General features: G+C 72.9%; 13 protein-coding genes. All 13 read left to right on the forward strand.

The window, feature by feature from the left end; translation table 11 throughout:
• Positions 1 to 43: 43 nt before the first annotated feature.
• The 13 genes from ACFVU7_RS17670 (at position 44) to ACFVU7_RS17730 (ending at position 18,007) form a co-directional block, all read left to right on the forward strand.
• A complete protein-coding gene (locus ACFVU7_RS17670) occupies positions 44 to 1,783 on the forward strand; it encodes a peptidoglycan-binding protein (RefSeq protein WP_387823794.1) in 1,740 nt (579 codons plus the stop codon).
• A 109-nt stretch (positions 1,784 to 1,892) separates the two neighbouring features.
• Complete coding sequence (locus tag ACFVU7_RS17675) at positions 1,893 to 2,258, forward strand: hypothetical protein (protein ID WP_388045847.1); 366 nt, start codon at positions 1,893 to 1,895, stop codon at positions 2,256 to 2,258.
• A 192-nt stretch (positions 2,259 to 2,450) separates the two neighbouring features.
• The gene (locus tag ACFVU7_RS17680; protein ID WP_388045849.1) at positions 2,451 to 4,298 is read left to right on the forward strand and encodes a phage tail sheath family protein; all 1,848 of its coding nucleotides are present in this window, start codon (positions 2,451 to 2,453) and stop codon (positions 4,296 to 4,298) included.
• 7 nt (positions 4,299 to 4,305) lie between these two features.
• Positions 4,306 to 4,830, forward strand: a complete 525-nt coding sequence (locus ACFVU7_RS17685) for a phage tail protein (RefSeq protein ID WP_049649365.1) — start codon at positions 4,306 to 4,308, stop codon at positions 4,828 to 4,830.
• Between the two features lie 14 nt (positions 4,831 to 4,844).
• Positions 4,845 to 5,576 (forward strand): hypothetical protein, encoded by a 732-nt coding sequence (locus ACFVU7_RS17690; protein WP_388045851.1) that lies wholly within the window; start codon positions 4,845 to 4,847, stop codon positions 5,574 to 5,576.
• Entirely contained in the window at positions 5,569 to 6,255 is a 687-nt protein-coding gene (locus ACFVU7_RS17695; protein WP_388045852.1) for a hypothetical protein, read from the forward strand. Before ACFVU7_RS17690 ends, ACFVU7_RS17695 begins: the two co-directional genes overlap by 8 nt.
• 76 nt (positions 6,256 to 6,331) lie before the next feature.
• Positions 6,332 to 7,600 carry a DUF4255 domain-containing protein gene (locus tag ACFVU7_RS17700; RefSeq protein WP_388045855.1) on the forward strand — a complete coding sequence of 423 codons (1,269 nt, stop codon included), beginning with the start codon at positions 6,332 to 6,334 and terminating at the stop codon, positions 7,598 to 7,600.
• A gap of 41 nt (positions 7,601 to 7,641) precedes the next feature.
• Complete coding sequence (locus ACFVU7_RS17705) at positions 7,642 to 9,651, forward strand: ATP-binding protein (protein WP_388045857.1); 2,010 nt, start codon at positions 7,642 to 7,644, stop codon at positions 9,649 to 9,651.
• Positions 9,642 to 10,013 carry a hypothetical protein gene (locus ACFVU7_RS17710; protein ID WP_388045858.1) on the forward strand — a complete coding sequence of 124 codons (372 nt, stop codon included), beginning with the start codon at positions 9,642 to 9,644 and terminating at the stop codon, positions 10,011 to 10,013. The genes ACFVU7_RS17705 and ACFVU7_RS17710 overlap by 10 nt, the downstream gene beginning before the upstream one ends.
• Positions 10,010 to 16,393, forward strand: a complete 6,384-nt coding sequence (locus tag ACFVU7_RS17715) for a DUF4157 domain-containing protein (protein WP_388045860.1) — start codon at positions 10,010 to 10,012, stop codon at positions 16,391 to 16,393. Before ACFVU7_RS17710 ends, ACFVU7_RS17715 begins: the two co-directional genes overlap by 4 nt.
• Positions 16,390 to 17,004, forward strand: a complete 615-nt coding sequence (locus ACFVU7_RS17720; protein WP_388045861.1) for a hypothetical protein — start codon at positions 16,390 to 16,392, stop codon at positions 17,002 to 17,004. Before ACFVU7_RS17715 ends, ACFVU7_RS17720 begins: the two co-directional genes overlap by 4 nt.
• Complete coding sequence (locus ACFVU7_RS17725) at positions 17,001 to 17,648, forward strand: hypothetical protein (protein WP_388045862.1); 648 nt, start codon at positions 17,001 to 17,003, stop codon at positions 17,646 to 17,648. The genes ACFVU7_RS17720 and ACFVU7_RS17725 overlap by 4 nt, the downstream gene beginning before the upstream one ends.
• Complete coding sequence (locus ACFVU7_RS17730) at positions 17,645 to 18,007, forward strand: hypothetical protein (RefSeq protein ID WP_220450028.1); 363 nt, start codon at positions 17,645 to 17,647, stop codon at positions 18,005 to 18,007. Before ACFVU7_RS17725 ends, ACFVU7_RS17730 begins: the two co-directional genes overlap by 4 nt.
• Positions 18,008 to 18,019: the final 12 nt, after the last annotated feature.

Here is an 18,019-nt window from a genome sequence, read left to right on the forward strand (position 1 = left end):
GGGTCGGCCGTAGCTGCCATCGGCGCGAAGGGGGAGCTTCCTGATGGCATACGCGAAGGGTTATGACGTCTCCGACTTCCAGTCGGGCATTCCGGGGGACGCGGAGTTCGTCTTCATCAAGGCCACCGAGGGCGGCCGCACCGGCCAGTCGGGGTACACCGACAAGCTGGCGGACGCCCGGGGGCGGGGACTGGTGGTCGGGCACTACCACTTCCTGCACGCGGAGAACCCGGTCGACGGCGAGATCGAGCACTTCTGCCGGGTCGTCGGGCAGGTGCCCGCGGGCGAGCTGCTGGTGCTGGACTTCGAGCCGTACGGGCAGTCCGTCGCCGACGGCGACGCGACCGCGGCGAAGAACCAGTGGCTGGCGGCGGTCAAGCAGCGCTACCCGGACCACCTGGTCGGCCTCTACACCAACCGGGACTACTGGTTCCGGACGGACGACAACGCGGGCGACTTCCTGTGGATCGCGGACTACGTGTCCCCGGGTTCGCCGCGCGTCCAGGCGTCCTGGCGCTTCCACCAGTACAGCGACGACCCGCTCGACGCGGACGTCTTCAACGGCTCGCTGGACGAGTTGAGGGCGTGGGCCGGCAGCGGCCAGGCCCCGGCCCCCGACACGCCCGCGCCGACGCCGACGCCGAATCCCACGCCCTCGGTGCCCGACTGGCCGGGGCTGCAGCTGGTGAGCCGGGACCAGTGGGGCGCGCGGGCATGGCGCGAGCCCAACGGTTCGATCCCGTACGCCGGGGCGCGCGCGGGGGTGAAGGTGCACTACCTGGGCACCCGGTACGCCTTCGACACCCACGACACCTGCCCGGCCTACGTGCGGCGCCTCCAGGCCTCGCACATGAACGACGACGGCTGGTCGGACATCGGCTACAGCTTCGTGGTCTGCGAGCACGGCTTCGTGTACGAGGGCCGCGGCCTGAACCGGCGCAACAGCGCCAACGGCGACGTCCCGCTCAACGAGGCCCACTACGCGGTGTGCGGGCTGGTCGGCTCCTCCGGGTCGACGGAGCCGACCCCGGAGCAGCTCAACGGGCTGCGGGACGCGATCGAGTACTGCGAGCAGCAGGGTCCGGCGGGCCCGGAGATCAAGGGGCACCAGGACGGCTACTCGACCGACTGCCCCGGCCCGGCGCTGTACGCCTGGGTGCGGTCCGGTGCGCCGCGCCCGTCCGGGACGGTGGTCACCCCGCCGTCCCAGCCCGCGCCGCAGCCCGACCCGACGCCGGCCCGCTACCAGAGCAGCGTCGGCGGCCTGTCGTACGGCTACGGCGCGCACGGTCCGCAGGTCACCATCGTCGGCGAGGCGCTGGTGGCGGCGAACTTCGGCTCGCACTACACCCAGGGCCCCGGCCCGGACTGGACCGACGCCGACACCCTCAACTACGCCGACTACCAGCGCAGTCTGGGGTACTCGGGCGGGGACGCGGACGGCGTGCCCGGCGAGGCCTCGCTGCGCCGGCTGCTGGGCGGGGCCGTCCCGCTGGCCGAGGTGTCGAAGTCCCGGGTGGTCGCGGCCGCCCGCCAGGACCCGGACGCGGCCCAGGGCGCCACCACGTACCCGGACGACGTGTACACGGTGGAGCAGGCGCTCCGCGCCGAGGGGCTGCTCGACGGGCAGTGGGTCGACGGCTCGTTCGGGACCAGCACCATCGACGCCTACGCCGCCCTGCAGCGCCGGTACGGGTACAGCGGGCAGCAGGCGGACGGCATCCCCGGCATCGACTCGCTGACGCGGCTCGGCCAGGCGCACGGCTTCACGGTCACCGGCTGATCGACGGCCACCGGCCGATCCACAGTCACTGGCTGATCCACGGCCACCGGCCGATCCGCGGTCGCCGGCTGTTCCGCAGTCACCGGCCGACGTCGTCCGAGGAGGATCGATGTACCAAATCGCCCTGTCCCTGTGGCGCACCTGTGTGCCCTACATCGTGGCGTTCCTGGCGGTGCAGGCGGCGCGGCTCGGCCTCCACCTGGACAACGCCTCCGTCACCTCCGCCCTGGTCACCGGCTTCGGTACGGCCTACTACGCGGTGTTCCGCTTCCTGGAGCACCGGTTCGGCGCGACCTGGGGCTGGTTCCTGGGGGCCGCCAGGCCCCCGTCCTACCAGCCGCCGGCGGCCGCCAAGCCGGTAGCGGCCACGCCGACCACGGCGGCCACCGCACCGGCCGCACCGACGGCGACCGAGTCGCCCACGCCGCCACCGGCCGCCCGCCCCGACTACCGGAACCTGCCCGAAGGCGGCTGACCGGCCGGACGGGAGACCGACCCGGGGTTGCGGAATTCCCTGCTCCGCAACCCCACGAAATAGGCGCAGTAATACAATTAAGTTTCTCAGTTCAGGCCTTGACGAATAGTCACCCGATTATGAAACTGAGCCTGCCACCACTGCATCGGGCACCATCGGTCCCTTGATGCACGAAGTGAACGGAGGGGGAATTTGCCGACGATACCGACCTACCCCGGCGTCTACATCGAAGAACTTCCCAGCAGCGTCCGTACCATCACCGCGGTGAGCACCTCGGTGACCGCCTTCGTCGGGGCCACCCGGCGCGGCCCGCTCGACCAGCCGGTCACCATCACCAGCTTCGCGGACTTCGAACGCCGTTTCGGCGGGCTCGCGGCGCAGAGCCCGGTCAGCTACGCCGTCCAGCAGTTCTTCCTGAACGGGGGCTCGGTCGCGGTCGTCGTCCGGGTCGCGGCGGCCGGCACCGGCGCCGCCGCGGCCGCCACGCTCACCTCGACGCAGACCTCCACCGCGACCCCGGTCCTGGACGTCACGGCCGTCGAGCCGGGGCTCTGGGGCGGGACGCTGCGGGTCGCCGTGGACTACCGGACGCCCACGCCCGGCGACACGTTCAACCTCCAGGTGTTCGACACCTCGGGCGCGGTCCGGGAGTCCTTCGCGGACCTGTCGGTCCAGGACGGCAGCCCGCGGTTCGCCGAGACGGTGGTGAACAGCGGCTCGGCGGTGGTCCGGGTGAAGGTCCGGGCGGCGAGCCGGCCGGACCCGGTGGGCACCGTGTCCAAGCCGTTCGCGGCCGCCCTGCCCGACCTCACCCACGAGGTCCAGGTGAAGATCGGCGACGTCACGCGGACGGTCAGGATCCACGACCCGGCCGTGGACGGCGCCGCGCCGACCACCGTCACCGAGCTCGCCCTGCTGCTCGAACGCAAGCTCCGCGCGCTGCCCGACGCCCCGGGCAGGCGGGTCTTCGCAGGCACCCGGGTGACCGCCTTCGGCCGGCAGCTCCAGGCCGTCGCCGGCTCCACCGACCCGGCCGACGTGGTCCGCTTCCTCGGCGAGGCGGCCAACAACCTCGGCCTGGAGGGCTCGGTCAGCCCGCCGGTCTTCGCGCTCGCCGGCGGCCAGGACGGCGGGGCCCCCGGGCTGACCGACCTGATCGGCAGCGAGGCGGGCAAGACCGGCATCCAGGCGCTGCGCGACGTGCAGGACGTCAACCTGCTGGTGCTGCCCGAACTGGCCGGCTACGCCGACGTGGACGACGCCGTCACGGTGGTCTCGGCCGCCCAGGCGCTCTGCGTGGAGAAGCGGATGTTCCTGATCGTCGACTCGCCGCAGGCGTGGACGACGCTGGACGCCGCCCGGGCCGGCCTGTCCGCCTTCGACTCGGTGCGCGGCGACCACGCGGCGCTGTACTTCCCGCACCTGGAGCTGGTCGACCCGCTCACCGGACGGCTGCGCGCCTTCCCGCCGTCCGGCACCGTCGCCGGGGTGATCGCGCGCACCGACGGCCAGCGGGGCGTGTGGAAGGCCCCGGCGGGCACGGAGGCCGGCCTGCCCGGGGTGCGCGCCCTGACCGTCCCGATGACGGACCGGGAGAACGGCCTGCTGAACCCGCTCGCGGTGAACTGCCTGCGGACGTTCCCCGTGGTGGGCCCCGTGGTGTGGGGGGCCAGGACCCTGGCCGGCGCCGACGTGCTCGGCTCGCAGTGGAAGTACGTGCCGGTGCGGCGCCTCGCGCTGATGCTGGAGGAGAGCCTCTACCGCGGCACGAAGTGGGTCGTGTTCGAGCCCAACGACGAGCGGCTGTGGGCGCAGATCCGGCTGAACGTGGGCACGTTCCTGCACTCGCTGTTCCAGCAGGGCGCGTTCCAGGGCACGTCCGCGCGCTCGGCCTACTTCGTCAAGTGCGACCGGGACACCACCACCCAGGACGACGTCAACCGCGGCGTGGTGAACGTCGTGGTCGGGTTCGCGCCGCTCAAGCCCGCGGAATTCGTGATCGTCAAAATCGAGCAACTCGCCGGACAGTTCGAGGTTTAGGATCTCCATGGTCGAGTTCACCGTCAATCCGCACCGGTTCGATCCGTACAAGAACTTCAAGTTCCTGGTCGTCTGGGACGGACGGGTCGTCGCCGGAATCAGCAAGATCAGCCCGCTCAAGCGCACCACCGAGGTGGTGAAGCACCGCAGCGGGGGCGATCCGAGCGCGCCGCGCAAGTCACCGGGCCGCACCGACTTCGAGGCGGTCACCCTGGAGCGCGGGGTCACCCACGACCCGGAGTTCGACCGCTGGGCCAACAAGGTCTGGATGGTCGGCGCGGGCCGCGGGGCGGAGGTCTCGCTCCGGGACTTCCGCAAGGACCTGGTGATCCAGGTGCTCAACGAGGCCGGCCAGGTGGCGGTCGCCCACAAGCTGTACCGGGCCTGGCCGAGCGAGTACCAGGTGCTGGGCGAACTGGACGCCAACGCCAACGCGGTGGCCATCCAGAGCCTCAAGCTGGAGGTCGAGGGCTGGGAACGGGACGAGGAGACGCCCGAGCCGGAAGAGCCCTCGTTCCAGCAGCCGGCCTGAGGGGCCTGAGCGCGATGGAACTCGCGGGGGAGGCGGCCCTGTTGGCCACCTGGGAGGCCGGGGTGGCGGCCGGCCGCAGCGGGCGGGCCCTGCTGCTGCACGCCGTCGCCCGGCCCGCCGCCGGGCCGGAGGAGCTGCTGGCCGTACCGGTCGGCGAGCGGGACGCCGAACTGTTCGGCCTGCGCGGCGAGTTGTTCGGCGAGCAGCTCACCGTACGGGTGGGCTGCCCGGACTGCGCCGAGGAGATGGAGTTCGACTTCGACGCCGGACAGGTGGTCGGTGCCGGTCGACCGGCCGCCGGGCCGCTGCGGGTGGAGTCGGACGGCTGGCGGGTCGGCTTCCGGCTGCCCACCACCGGCGACTTGGCCGCCGCCGAACAGGCCCCCGCGGGCGAGGCCAGGACCGTCCTGCTGGAACGCTGCGTCCTGAGCGCCGAGCACGACGGGGAGGCGGTGCCCGCCCGGCGGCTCCCCGAGCCGGTCCAGCGGCAGGTGGCCGAGGCCGCCGCCGCGGCCGACCCCTGCGCGGACGTCCGGCTCAACCTCGGCTGCCCCGACTGCGGCCGGCAGGCCCTCGCCGAACTGGACATCGCCTCCTACCTCTGGGAGGAGCTGGACGCCTGGGCCCGCGCGACCCTGCTCGACGTCCACCTGCTGGCCACCGCCTACGGCTGGAGCGAGCCGGAGGTCCTGGCGCTCAGCCCGCTGCGGCGCCGCTACTACCTGGAGCTGTGCGCAGATGCCTGACTACTTCGACCGCCTGGTCGCGAAGGGCGGCCCCGGCGGGGACACCGTCCGCGTCCGGCCGCGCCTGCCGGGGCCGTTCGAACGGATCGAGACGCTCGGGGCGGCGCCGCCGCCCGTCGGGGAGGCCGCCGCGTCGGGCCGGGAGGCCGGACAGCCCGGGCCCGCGCCACTCCCCCGGCCGTCGGCGGCACCGCGTCCGCTGCCGTCCGAGGGGCCGCTCCGGCCGGCGCTCCGCGAGGCGCCGCCGACTCCTCCGGCCGCGCTCCCGCTGCCGCGCACGCCGCTGCTGGTCACGCACCCGCTCGCGCCCGCTCGCGTCGCGCCGGCCGCGGCCGCCGGGCCCGGGACGGAGGGTACGGCCGCCCGCCCGGCGGCCGTACCGGCGGTCACCGCACCGGTCCGGCCGCCGGGCCCGGAACAGGCGGCAGCCCCGCCACCGGCCACGGGACGGCTCGGCGTCGCGCCAGCCGCCCGGCGCCCGGCCGCCGCGGGCGCTCGGGCCGCCGCTCAGGCGGCGCGTGGCCGGCAGCGGCCGGCCGAGCGGGTGGTCCGGGTCCAGATCGGGCGGGTGGAGGTCAGGGCCGCGGAGCGCGCCCCGGCCGGCCCGCGCCGGGCGGCGGCCGCCCGCCCCTCCCCCGCGCTCGACCTGGGCGCGTACCTCGACCGGGAGCGGCCATGACCAGGCGAGTGGGCCTGCGGGCCGTCACACGTCGCGCACGGGCACACGCCCCTGCCGGGCGAAGCGAGGCGGGCGCATGAGCAACCACCTCGCGATCGCCACGGTGACCGAGGCGCTGCGGCTGCTCGTCTCCCGCGCGCTCTCACCCGACATCCCGTTCGCGGTCGAGGTCGGCACCCGCAAGCCGCCGACCGAGCCGCCGGCCGACCCGACCATCACCGTGTTCCTCTACCAGGTCACGCCCAACGCCTCGCTGCGCAACCACGACGCGCCCACCCGCGCGACGGACGGCACCGTGCTGACCCGGCCGGCCGCCGCCCTCGACCTGCACTACCTGATCAGCTGCTACGGCGAGGAGTCCCAGCTGGTGGGCCAGCGGCTGCTCGGCTGCGTGGTCCGGACACTGACCGAACAGCCCGCGCTGTCGCGGCAGTTGATCGAGGAGGCGGCCGCCCAGCCGTACCTCGTGGGGACGGACCTCGCCGCCTCGCCGCAGCGGGTGCGATTCACCCCCACCACGATGGACGTCGACGAGATGTCCAAGCTGTGGAGCACGCTGCTCCAGACCCCCTACGCGCTGTCCGTGACCTATCAGGCCACCGCCGTGTTCGTGGAGGGCAAGGTCGATCCGGTGGCGGGCAAGCCGGTGCTGCGCCGCACCGTCCGGGCCGTGCCGTCCCGCGGGCCGGTCGTCGAGCGGGTGCTGTCCCGCCCGGCCGGGTCCACCGGCGCGCCCGAGGAGGGGCCGGTGACCAGGGACCGGGAGCTGGTCGTGGTCGGCTCCGGTCTGCGCGCGGAGCTGGTCGTGGCCCGGCTGGGCGGGCGCCGGGTGCCGGTCGCCCCAGGCGGTGTGCGGGACGACCGGCTGGTGGTCGCCGTCCCGGCGGACCTGCCGCCCGGCGTGTACCAGTTGCAGGTGCTGCACGGCCTGGCGCTGGACGGCCGGCCCGCCGCGGAGCACCTCGCCGTGGAGTCCAACGCGCAGACCTTCGCCCGGCAGCCGCGGATCGCCGCGCCGATCGGTACGGCGGACCGTACCGACGGACCGGCCGGGGTCTCGGCCCAGGTGGACGTCCGACTGGACCTCCCGCTCCGGGACGACCAGCAGGTCCTGCTGCTGCTGGACGAGTTGAGCCCGCCGACCGGGCGCACCGGGGCGAGCTACCAGTTCCGCGCGCCCGTGCCGTCGCAGCCGCGCAGCGACCCGTACGCGGTCCGGGTGCCGGTCACCGGCGTCCGGCCGACGGTGTACCTGGCCCGGGTCCAAGTGGACGGCGTGCCGAGCGAGTTGACGGTGTCCGGCGACGGGGCCTTCACCGGTCCCGTGGTGGACCTGACGCACTGACCACAGGACGCACCGACACAACGGACGGGACGGAGGGAGAGATGGCAACGCGCCGCAGGCAGGACCGCGAAGGCCTGGCGGACGAGTCGCACCGGCAGTCGCTGTCGGCCGCGGTCGCCGCCGTGCTCGCACGGGTCGACGCGCACGCGGCCGGCCGTACCGCCGAGCCGGCCCCGCCGTCGACCCCTGGCACGGGCCGTACCGCCGAGCCGCCCGCCCCCGGCACCCGCCGCACCGGTCGGCGGCAGCCCGCCACCGCCCTGGACGCGCTCGCCGCCTCCTTCGGGCTCACCCCCTTCGAGCGGGACGTCCTCGTGCTGGCCGCCGCCCCCGAGATCGACCCCACCGCCGCCGCCCGGTGCGCCGCGGCCGGCGGCGACCCCGGGCGCGGGTACCCGACCTTCTCGCTTGCCCTCGCCGCCCTGGACCGGCCGCACTGGAGCGCGCTCACCCCGGTGGGCCCGCTGCGCCGCTTCCGGCTGATCGAGCTGGACGACGAGACGGCGATCACCGCCTCCCGGCTGCGGATCGACGAGCGGGTGCTGCACTTCCTGGTCGGCGTGCCCTACCTGGACGTACGGCTGCACGGCCTGCTCACCCGGGTCGGACCGCCCGGCGAACTGCCCGAACCCCACGAGCGGTGCGCGGCCGAGCTGGCCCAGGGGTGGTCCGCGGCCGGGCTGACCGGCCCGCCGCACGCCGAGCTGAGCGGCGCCGACCGCCGCACCCGCTGGGAGATCGCCTCGGCGGCCGCCCACCGCTCCGGCCTCGGCCTCTACGTCGCGCACCGCGAGGACCTGCCCACCGAGCCCGCCGAACGCGAGCAGCTCGCCCGGCTGTGGCAGCGGGAGGCGATCCTGATCCCGGCCGCGCTGCTGGTCGAGGACGGGGAGCCGGCCCGGGAGCAGCCGCGGTCCCCGAACGGCGCGGAGGCCTTCCTCGCGAGCCTGGCGGTGCCGCTGGTGGTGTCCGGCGACGAGCCCCGGTCGGCCGGGGCCTCCGACCGCGCCCGGCTGACGGTGCCCACGCTCGGCCCCGAGGAGCAGCTGGGCATCTGGACCGAGGCGCTGGACGGCGCGCCGGGCATCGCCGAGGACGAACTCCGGGCACTGGCCGCGCAGTTCTCCCTGCCCGGCCATGTGATCCGCTCGGCCGCCGCAACGGCCCGGCGGGCGGCCGAGAAGGACCAGGACGTCGGCGAACTGGCCTGGCACGCCGGACTGGTGGAGGCCCGGATGTCCCTGGACGAGCTGGGCCGGCGGGTCGAGCCACGGGCCGACTGGGAGGACCTGGTCCTGGAGGAGCGCCAGCGCGCGACGCTGCGCGAGATCGTCGCCCACGTCCACCGGCGGGGCACGGTCTACCATGAGTGGGGCTTCGAGTCGGTGCTGCGGCGCGGCCTGGGGGTGACCGCGCTGTTCGCCGGCGGCTCGGGCACCGGAAAGACGCTGGCGGCCGAGGTCGTCGCCGGGCGGCTCGGGGTGGACCTGTTCGTCATCGACCTCTCCCAGGTCGTCAGCAAGTACATCGGCGAGACCGAGAAGAACCTCCGGCGGGTCTTCGACGCCGCCGAACGCGGCGGCGCGCTGCTGCTGTTCGACGAGGCCGACGCACTGTTCGGCAAGCGCAGCGAGATCAAGGACAGCCACGACCGCTACGCCAACCTGGAGGTCAGCTACCTGCTGATGCGCATGGAGGCCTACCGGGGCCTGGCCGTGCTCACCACCAACATGAAGAAGGCGCTGGACCCGGCGTTCATGCGGCGGATCAGGTTCGTGGTCGACTTCCCGTTCCCCGGGGTGCCGGAACGCGCCGAGATCTGGCGGCGGGTCATCCCCCCGCGGACCCCCAGCGAGGGCCTCGACCCCGAGCGGCTCGCCCAACTCACCGTGGCCGGCGGCTCGATCCGCAACATCGCGCTGTCCGCGGCCTTCCTGGCCGCCGACGAGGGCTGCCCGGTGCAGATGCGGCACATGCTGGCCGCCGCGCGCACCGAGTACCTGAAGCTGGAGCGCTCGCTGTCGCCCTCGGAGGTCGGCGGATGGGTGTGAACGCGCGGGACGGAGGCGGGCCGGGCGCCCCCGAACACCCGGCTGCCGGGCGGATCGAGGTCGAGATCGGCGAGCTGGTCCTCGACGGCTTCGACCGGATCGACCACGAGCGGCTGACGACGGCGTTCCGCGGCGAGCTGGCCCGCCTGGTCGAGACGCGCGGCGTACCGCTCGCGGCGGGCGGCGACCGCGCGCTGGACCTGCTCTCCGGCCTGCCGCCGCTGCCGGCGGGCGCCTCACCGCAGCGGCTCGGCGAGGCGCTCGCCCGCGCCGTGCACGCCGGGCTGTCGGGTACTGGTCAGCGCTCGGGTGGTGGGCGGCTCTCGGGTACCGGGCGGCACGTGGAACGGGGGCGGACGTGACGCAACTCAAGGCCTCCGTACGGGACTCCGCGCAGGACACCAAGCAGGGCGGCCAGGCCCGGCGCAAGACCCGGGCCCCGAAGGCCCGTACCCCCGAGCCGAAGGAGATCGTCTCCGGCGCGGGCCAACCGCTCGACCCGGGCGTGCGCCGGGAGTTGGAGGCGCGGCTCGGCCACGACCTCAGCCGGGTCCGGGTGCACACCGACCGGGACTCCGCCGCGCTGACGGAGCTGATCGGCGCGGACGCCGTCGCGGTCGGCCCGGACCTCTTCTTCCGCGAGGGCAAGTACCGGCCGGCCGCCGAGGACGGTCGCCGGCTGCTCACCCACGAGCTGCTGCACACCATCCAGGCCCCGAACCCGCTCGGCGCGCTGCGGGCCGGCCGCGACCTGGGCGCGGTGAGCCTGCCGCAGGACGCCGTCGAACGCGAGGCGGAGCAGGGCGCGAGCGGGGACCGGCCGACGACGGCGACGCCCAGCGCCACACCGGGCTGGCTCCGCTACGCGACCGTCGACGCCGACCGCTTCCGCACCGAACGGCTCGACCCGGCCACCCTGGTCGACCGGCTGGCGTCCGGCATCCTGCGCTCGCTGCGCGGCGACCCGACCGACTCCTCCGGCCGGGTACGCCTCCAACTCGCCAGATTCGCGCCCGAGTTGCAGTCCTCCGTCCTGGACCGGCTGGCGGTCCTGCTGCCCTCCTCCGACTACACCCGGGTGCTGGAACTGGTCGAGGCCGCCGAGCACCGCCCGGCCGACGTGGACGCCGCCCAGACCCCCGAGCCGGTGACCGATGCCGCCGACCGGACCACCGACGACCGCGACCGGACCGACCAGGAGGACCGCGAGGAACGGGACCGGAAGCAACAACTCGACGACGAGGCACGGCAGTCGGACGACCCGAAGGCTCGCCGCAAGCACCGGAAGCACCGCAAGGGCCACGGCGGCAAGGAGGGCAGGAACGACAAGGACGACAAGGACGGCGGCGAGGAACGCCCGGACCAGCAGGACGGACAGCAGGCGCCACCCGCGGAGGGCGAGGCCGCGCAGAGCCCACCGGCCGCACAGCCCGCCGCGCAGCCGGAGGCCGGTCAGGCTCAACTCCCCACGGAGGCGCAGCCGTCGGCTGTCGAGGAGGCGCCCGCGGCAGGCCCGGAACAGGCGCCCGTACCGGCCGAGGAGGGCGCCGCCCAGCCGGTCGCCGCCACCGTACCCAGATCGCCCGAGGCCGAGCAGCAGGGCATCGGCACCCGGCCCTCGGCCGGCACGAAGCCGCAGGAGCCCGCCGCCGGGCTTCTGCCGCAGACCGCGCCGGTCAAGCCCGAGCGCCTGGACGCGATCGCGCGGGCCGAGGACAGCCCGCTGGCCCGGCACGGCCTGCTGGAGGGCGACCACCGACAGGGCGAAACCCCTGACGAGGAACGGCCGTTGGGCATGGAGCCCGGCGCCGACTCCGAGGTCCACGACGCGCCCGCCGCGGGCGAGGACCGGCAGTCGTCGGCCGTCCCCGGGCCCGAGCTCAAGCCCGGGGACTTCCTGCCCTCCGCCGACCTCGACGTATCCGCCGTCCCGACGGCCGATCAGCTCACCCTGTCGGCGGACGGCACGCCCCCCGCGCAGGCCGAGGCGCCGGAGTTCCCCGAGCCGCCCGCGACCAAGGCCGAGCAGGTGCAGGCCGAGCGGGACAGCCGCCCGGAGGACGACGCGGAGGCGGCCCCGGCTCCCCCCGAGCAGGCAGAGCCCGGGGCGGCACCGCAGGCCGCCCCCGAGCCGACCCCCGCCACCGAGGCCGAGGACCGGAGCGCCCGCGACCTCCAGCCGGAGCAGCCGGTCGAGCAGGAGATCGGCCCCGAACCCACCGCGAACCCGGCCGCGGCCCCGGCGCCGGCCCCTGCCGAGCCCACGCAGCCGGAGGCGCCGCAGCCCGAAGCGCCCGCCGAGGCGGCGCGCGAGGCCGAACCCGCACCCGAGGCGGCCCCCGAAGCGGCCGCGTCGCCCGAGCCGAGCGGCCCGGACCGTACCGCCCCCGCGACGCCGGGACCGGTCGGCGGCAGCGGGCCGGTCGGCGGGGACGGTGCCGTCCTCGACAGCGCTCCCGGGGCAGCGCCCGGCGCCACCCCCGACACCGCCCTGGACGCCGCCCCCGGCCCGGCCGCCGAGCAGGCCGACGCGCCCGGCGGACTCACCGCCCAGGCCGCCCCCGACGCCTCGCTGGAGGCGGGCGGCGGCGCCTGCGCGGGCCCCCAGCAGCCCACCACCGAGGCGGAGCAGGACGGCACCGGCGGCGCCGGCGGCGGCTGTGCGGCCGGGGGCGGAGGCGCGGCCGCCGCCGGGGGCGCCCAGGGCGGGCAGGAGCAGCAGCAGAAACCGGCCGCGCCCGACGTCTCCGGCCAGGACCCGCAGAGCGCGCTGGCCACCGCCGCGAGCCTGCCGCCCGATCAGATGGCCACCACCCTGGACGGCGTGGACGGCTCGGTGGACCGTACGGTCGGCGAGCAGCACGCCCGGCTGCAGGCCGCCCCGCCGACCACCCAGCGCCCGTCCGGGGCACCGCAGACCCAGTCCGGCGCACCCGAGGCCGCGCCGCCCGCCGAAGCCGTGACGGAGCGGCTGGAGCGGGTCGGCCCGGAGGGCGCGGACGGCGGGCAGCGGACGGCCGACCAGAAGAAGGTCGAGGGCCGGAACCCCGGCGACCGGGTCGCCCCGCCCAATGTCGCCGACGACGCGGGCAACCAGGTCTCGGCGCAGGAGGTGCAGCAGGCCCAGGTCGCCGTCGACGGCGTCCCCTCGACCGACCCGGCGCTGAACACCACCGTCGGCGCCGCGCCCAAGGTCGAACTGACCGGGGAGAGCGACCCGGCACGCACCGACCGGCAGGCCGCCAAGCTCAAGGAGAGCTCCGGCAGGATCCTCGGCGTCGGCCGGGAGGACACCGCCAAGCCGATGGGCGAGGACCGGATCTACCCGGACGTCCCGAAGGAGACCCTCACCGCCTCCGTCCCCGGTGGCGGCGGCAAGCGCGGGGGTGCCAGGGCAGGCGGCGCCGTCGACACCAAGCCGGGCATCGGCATCGTCACCCAGCAGGAACGCGGCCCGCAGATCCAGGCCGCGGTCGGCGAGGGCCAGGGCCGGCTGGGCTCCGAACAGGCCAAACAGAAGCAGGGCGAGGCCGACGCCCGGCGGCAGAACCAGGCCGAGGTCGACCAGGCGGTCGCCGACAACGCCCAGGCCCAGGCCGGGGAACGGGGCGACGCCGCCGAGAAGGTCAAGGCCGAACGCGAGCAGTGGCGCACCGAGCAGGACGGGAAGATCACCACCGCGGACCAGGACGCCGGGGCCGAGCACACCGACAAGACCGGCCAGATCGACAAGAAGCGCGCCGGGGCCGACAAGGACGTCCAGGACCGTCAGCAGCAGGACAACCAGAAGATCCAGGACAAGCGGAAGGAGGCCGAGGAGAAGGCCCAGAAGGAGAAGGACCGCAAGAAGGAGGAGTCCGAAGGCTGGTGGGGCTGGGTCAAGTCCAAGGTCAAGGCGGCCTTCGACGCACTGGTCGAGGCCGTCACCAAGGTCTTCGACTTCTTCCGCGGCCTGATCAACGACATCATCGACGGCTTCCGGAAGTTCGCGAACTGGGCGATCGACCAGGCGCGGAAGTTCGCCGTCGAGCTGATCGACAAGCTCGCGGACGCGCTCATCAAGATCTGCGACGTCCTGCTGGCGGCCTTCCCCGAACTGCGGGACAAGTTCCGCAAGAAGATCGAGGAGTGGCGCGACAAGGCCATCGCCAAGGTCAACGAGTGGGCGGACCGGCTCAAGAACGCCGTCAACAAGCTCCTCGACGCGCTCGCCGCCGGGCTGAACGCACTGCTGGACGCGCTGGAGGCAGGACTCAAGGCCGCCATCGAGGCGGTCCGCAAGGCCGTCATGGACGCGATCGACTTCGTCCAGAAGGCGATCGCCGTCTTCGGCGAGTTCGCGGCCCTGATCGGCGACATCGCCCCCGACCCGGGCGGCTGGCTGAAGAAGCTCGGCACCGCCGCGGTCGACGGCATCCAGCACTACCTGTGGGGCGCGATCAAGAGCGCGGTACGGACCTGGTTCAACGAGAAGGTCGAGTCGGTCGTCGGGCTGACGTCCACGATCGTCAACGTCCTGGTCAAGGGCTGCATCTCGATGGCCCAGATCGGCCGGATGGCCTGGCAGGCGATCGTCGCGGCACTGCCCGGGATGATCGTGTCGATCGTCGTCGAGAAGCTCGTCTCGATGATCGTGCCGGCGGCCGGTGCGATCATGACGATCATCCAGGGGCTGATGGCGGCCTGGAACACCATCAGCAAGATCATCGCGGCGATCGGGAAGTTCGTCGCCTTCCTCAAGGCCGTCAAATCCGGATCGGCCGCCTGCCTCTTCGCCGACGCCGTCGCGGCGGGCGTGGTCGCGCTGCTCGACTTCATCTCCAACTTCCTGCTCAGCAAGCTCAAGGGAGCCGGCAAGGCGGTCGGCACCAAGCTCAAGGGGATCGCCCAGCGGATCCTCAAGGGCCTGGCCAGGGCGGGTCGCGGTGCCCGCAAGGCGGCGGGCCGGGCCGTCAACAAGGCCCGCGCGAGCCTGCGCCGGGCCACCCAGTCCCTGCGGCGCCGGCCCGCCCCCGGCCGTCCCGCCCGGCCCGCCCGCCCTGCCCGCACCGGCCCCGCCCGGCACACCGTGCAGCACGCGGAGCGCCCCGCCCAGCACCGCCCGACCGCCACCCGCCCCAAGCCCACCACCCCGCGCCGCCCCACCTCCCCCGTCGGCCGCGCCCTCAACTCCTCCCGCCAGACCGTCAAGGCGGCACTCAACCGGGTACGGACGGCCGCCCGCACCCTCGGCCGCAAGGTCCTCAACAGCAAGCTGGGCCGCGCCCTCACCAACGGCGCCCACAGGATCCGCGACGCCTACCGCAAGCAACGCGACCGCCTCCGCACCTGGCACCAGAAGCGCCAACAGCAACGCGCCCAACGCCGCAAGCGCGAGAACTCGCCCGAGGCGAAGCAGCAGCGCCTGGACCTGATCGTCGCCAGGATCAAGCCGAGGCTTCAGCGCTTGCTGGGCCGGGGCGTCGGCCACCGGATGCACAAGGCGGTGCTGGCCAGCCTACGGGTGTGGTACCGCCTGACCGAACTGGATTCGAGCGGCACCGGATCTTTTGCCGACATCGCCAGGATCAACCCGCAGAAACTGGTGCTGAACGGGGTCTCCCTGGACCCCGAGCCTGTTCTGGTATTTATTCGCGCCGTCGAGCAGGACATACGCGGTCAAGTGAAGGTCGGGCGTACCGCCAAAACGAACACCGAGGGCGAGCTCACGATTGGCGAAAACGAGCACATGATGCAGGTGAGCGATTCCCTGACCGAGAGTTTGGGTCGGCCCTTCCAACAAAATATCATCAGGTTTGAGGGGGATGGCGGCGGACGGGTCGAGCACCGAAAGCTGAGCGGTCTCCCGAATGATCAGGGACGCCACTTCCTGACCAAGATGAACGAGAACGGCACAACGGACGATAGCGGGCGCTATGCCGATTCCGTGGAGAGGGTCATAGCCAGCGGAAAGTCCCAGGAGACCGCGCGAGCTCTTTCGACATTCCAGAGCTCACGCGCCGAGGACTTCGGGGCCGACCCGGGGGAGGTTGCACTGTTCGGATTCCTCGCTCACGATCTCGAGGGGAGGAGGAATCCCGGCACGAGCGTTCTGTCCGTTCTCCACTCGGATTTCTACAAGCTGGTCGCACAGGAGCCGGACAAGGAGAAGCGGGACCGCCTTTTCCGGGAAGTGGTCAATATGCACAACATGGTGCCGGAGGGATCGTCGAGTGCGGCCACCGCATTGAAGAAGGAACTGAAAAGGAAGCCGGGCGCACTGGATTCGTCAATAGCAAGGAGAATCAATAAACTGACGAGCCAGGGAGCGCCTCCCGAGTTCCTGCAGGGCGACTTGCGGAAAAATCAAGCCTGGCGAAAGAGAGAAGAGGAGGCGAAAAATGCCAAGAAGCCGCTGGATCAAGCCGAGATTGCACTCTACAAGGCAAGGAAGGCCAAGGACCCGGACGCGGAATCGAGCGCCCGGGAACAGCTCAAGAGCGCCCGGGCAACATACCGCAAGGAGCATGGCACGACGGAGTTCAACTCCCTCCAGAAGCTTCAGCAGCAGCAGGATGCGAACAACTTGGCCGATCGCGAGATAGAACTCATACGACGATGGGTCTCCACGTTCGGAGAAATCGATCTCGAGGAATCACAGGGGAATGCCGAGGCGACGCGCCGGAAAATATATGAGAGCATCGTGCGGCGATTGCAGCAGGAACTGCCCTGGTGGAATCCTGACAAAGGACTCGTGAAATGAACGTGATCAAGCGACCCGGCGGTCACCGGTCTCGGCGCTACATCTTCCGGAAACAGAATTCGCTGCCGGTCATGGAGCTGATCACAGAATGGCCCTCGTGGGACCAGGTGGCGTACCGGCCGGCGGATGCCGAGCGCGGCACCCCTTTGCAGGCCACCTGGGAGATCCTCCCCGGATTGACTGTCACCTACATCGAGGAGGACACGATCCGCAGTTCCTTCGCCATGGTGACGAGTCGCCTCGGTCCTGAGACCGCCGGCATGGCAGTGGCAGTCTTCGAGGTTCATCCCGAGGTCGTCACAGTCGACGAACTGATCGCGGAGCTGGATTCGGCGCGTGGGACGAACGACGAGGCCGTGGCAGTGGCCCGTGCGGGTCTCGGTGCACCGCTCGAACCGGACGAGCGTCTGGTCCAGCGGATCTCGAGCTCCTTGCGGTCCGCCGACGACGTGATCCGCGAAGGGGCACTGTGGGCGGTTTCGTATTCTGAATGGCCAATTTTCCGGAAGGCTGTTCGACAGCTAGCAGAAAGCGATCCCAACACTTTCATCAAGGAATTCGCGGCGGGTGTTCTCGACGCATTCGATCGATTCGGCCTGGAGGATTCGTGACGGGATACACGGATGCGCCGAAGCCGATCAGGGCCGGGCTGGTCGTCGTCGATCCGCTGCGGGGGACGCCGCAGCGGATCGTGGTGCTGCAGTTCAATCCGGACAGCCTTGAACGGTCGTTGGCGCCGCAGGTGGCAGGAGCGGACGGCACCGGGGACCGGACGGAGGCGTTGCGGTTGAAGGGGCCGGCTGTCGAGACCTGGAAGTTCACGGCGGAGTTGGACGCGACCGACCAGCTGGACCTTCCGGCGCCGAACGGGATTCATCCGCAGTTGGCGACGCTCGAGCTGCTGGTGCAGCCGACCAGTGCCCAGGTGCGGGCGAACCAGGCGTTGGCCTCGCTCGGGACCTTGGAGGTCACGCCGATCGAGGCGCCGCTGACGCTCTTCACCTGGGGTGGGAAGCGGATCCTGCCGGTGCGGCTGACCGAACTGACCATCACGGAGGAGGCGTTCGACATCGACCTCAACCCGATCAGGGCCGCTGTCGCGATCGGGCTGCGCGTCCTGACCGTCAGTGATCTGCCGACCGGGCACCGCGGGGCGGAGCTGTATCTCGCGCACCTGGCGCAGAAGGAGCGGCTGGGCGGTGCCGCGGCCGACGGCCGGTTGGGCGCGCTCGGGGTGGGAGGGGGGTTCCAGTGACCGTCGACCCGCTGAACGCGCTGCCGGCGCCCTCGCCGTACCCGTTGACCAGCCGGTACCACGGTGTCCCGGTCGCGTTGCACACGGAGCCGGACGGGCGTCAAGTCCCCTATCTCAGACGACGGTTGCTGCCGAGTGCGGAGGGGCTGACCCCGCTCGCCGAGCACACCGTCAGTGCAGGCGACCGTCCCGATCTGCTCGCCTACCGCTACCTCGGCAGCGCCGACCAGTGGTGGCGGATCGCCGACGCCAACCCGGTGCTCGATCCACGGGAGTTGACGGCGACGCCGGGGCGGCGGATCACGATCGCGCTGCCCGGCGCGGTGCCGGGGGCGGGGCCGGGGGTGGGGAGTGGTTGACGCCTCGGCGGT

It is taken from the genome of Kitasatospora sp. NPDC058046, assembly GCF_042885595.1.
Taxonomy (GTDB): Bacteria; Actinomycetota; Actinomycetes; order Streptomycetales; family Streptomycetaceae; genus Kitasatospora.

Excerpts from the sequence above, each read along its gene's own strand:
- ACFVU7_RS17670 (WP_387823794.1), top strand. The coding sequence starts at position 44 with ATGGCATACGCGAAGGGTTATGACGTCTCCGACTTCCAGTCGGGCATT.
- ACFVU7_RS17675 (WP_388045847.1), top strand. The coding sequence starts at position 1,893 with ATGTACCAAATCGCCCTGTCCCTGTGGCGCACCTGTGTGCCCTACATC.
- ACFVU7_RS17685 (WP_049649365.1), top strand. The coding sequence starts at position 4,306 with ATGGTCGAGTTCACCGTCAATCCGCACCGGTTCGATCCGTACAAGAAC.
- ACFVU7_RS17690 (WP_388045851.1), top strand. The coding sequence starts at position 4,845 with ATGGAACTCGCGGGGGAGGCGGCCCTGTTGGCCACCTGGGAGGCCGGG.
- ACFVU7_RS17695 (WP_388045852.1), top strand. The coding sequence starts at position 5,569 with ATGCCTGACTACTTCGACCGCCTGGTCGCGAAGGGCGGCCCCGGCGGG.
- ACFVU7_RS17700 (WP_388045855.1), top strand. The coding sequence starts at position 6,332 with ATGAGCAACCACCTCGCGATCGCCACGGTGACCGAGGCGCTGCGGCTG.
- ACFVU7_RS17705 (WP_388045857.1), top strand. The coding sequence starts at position 7,642 with ATGGCAACGCGCCGCAGGCAGGACCGCGAAGGCCTGGCGGACGAGTCG.
- ACFVU7_RS17710 (WP_388045858.1), top strand. The coding sequence starts at position 9,642 with ATGGGTGTGAACGCGCGGGACGGAGGCGGGCCGGGCGCCCCCGAACAC.
- ACFVU7_RS17720 (WP_388045861.1), top strand. The coding sequence starts at position 16,390 with ATGAACGTGATCAAGCGACCCGGCGGTCACCGGTCTCGGCGCTACATC.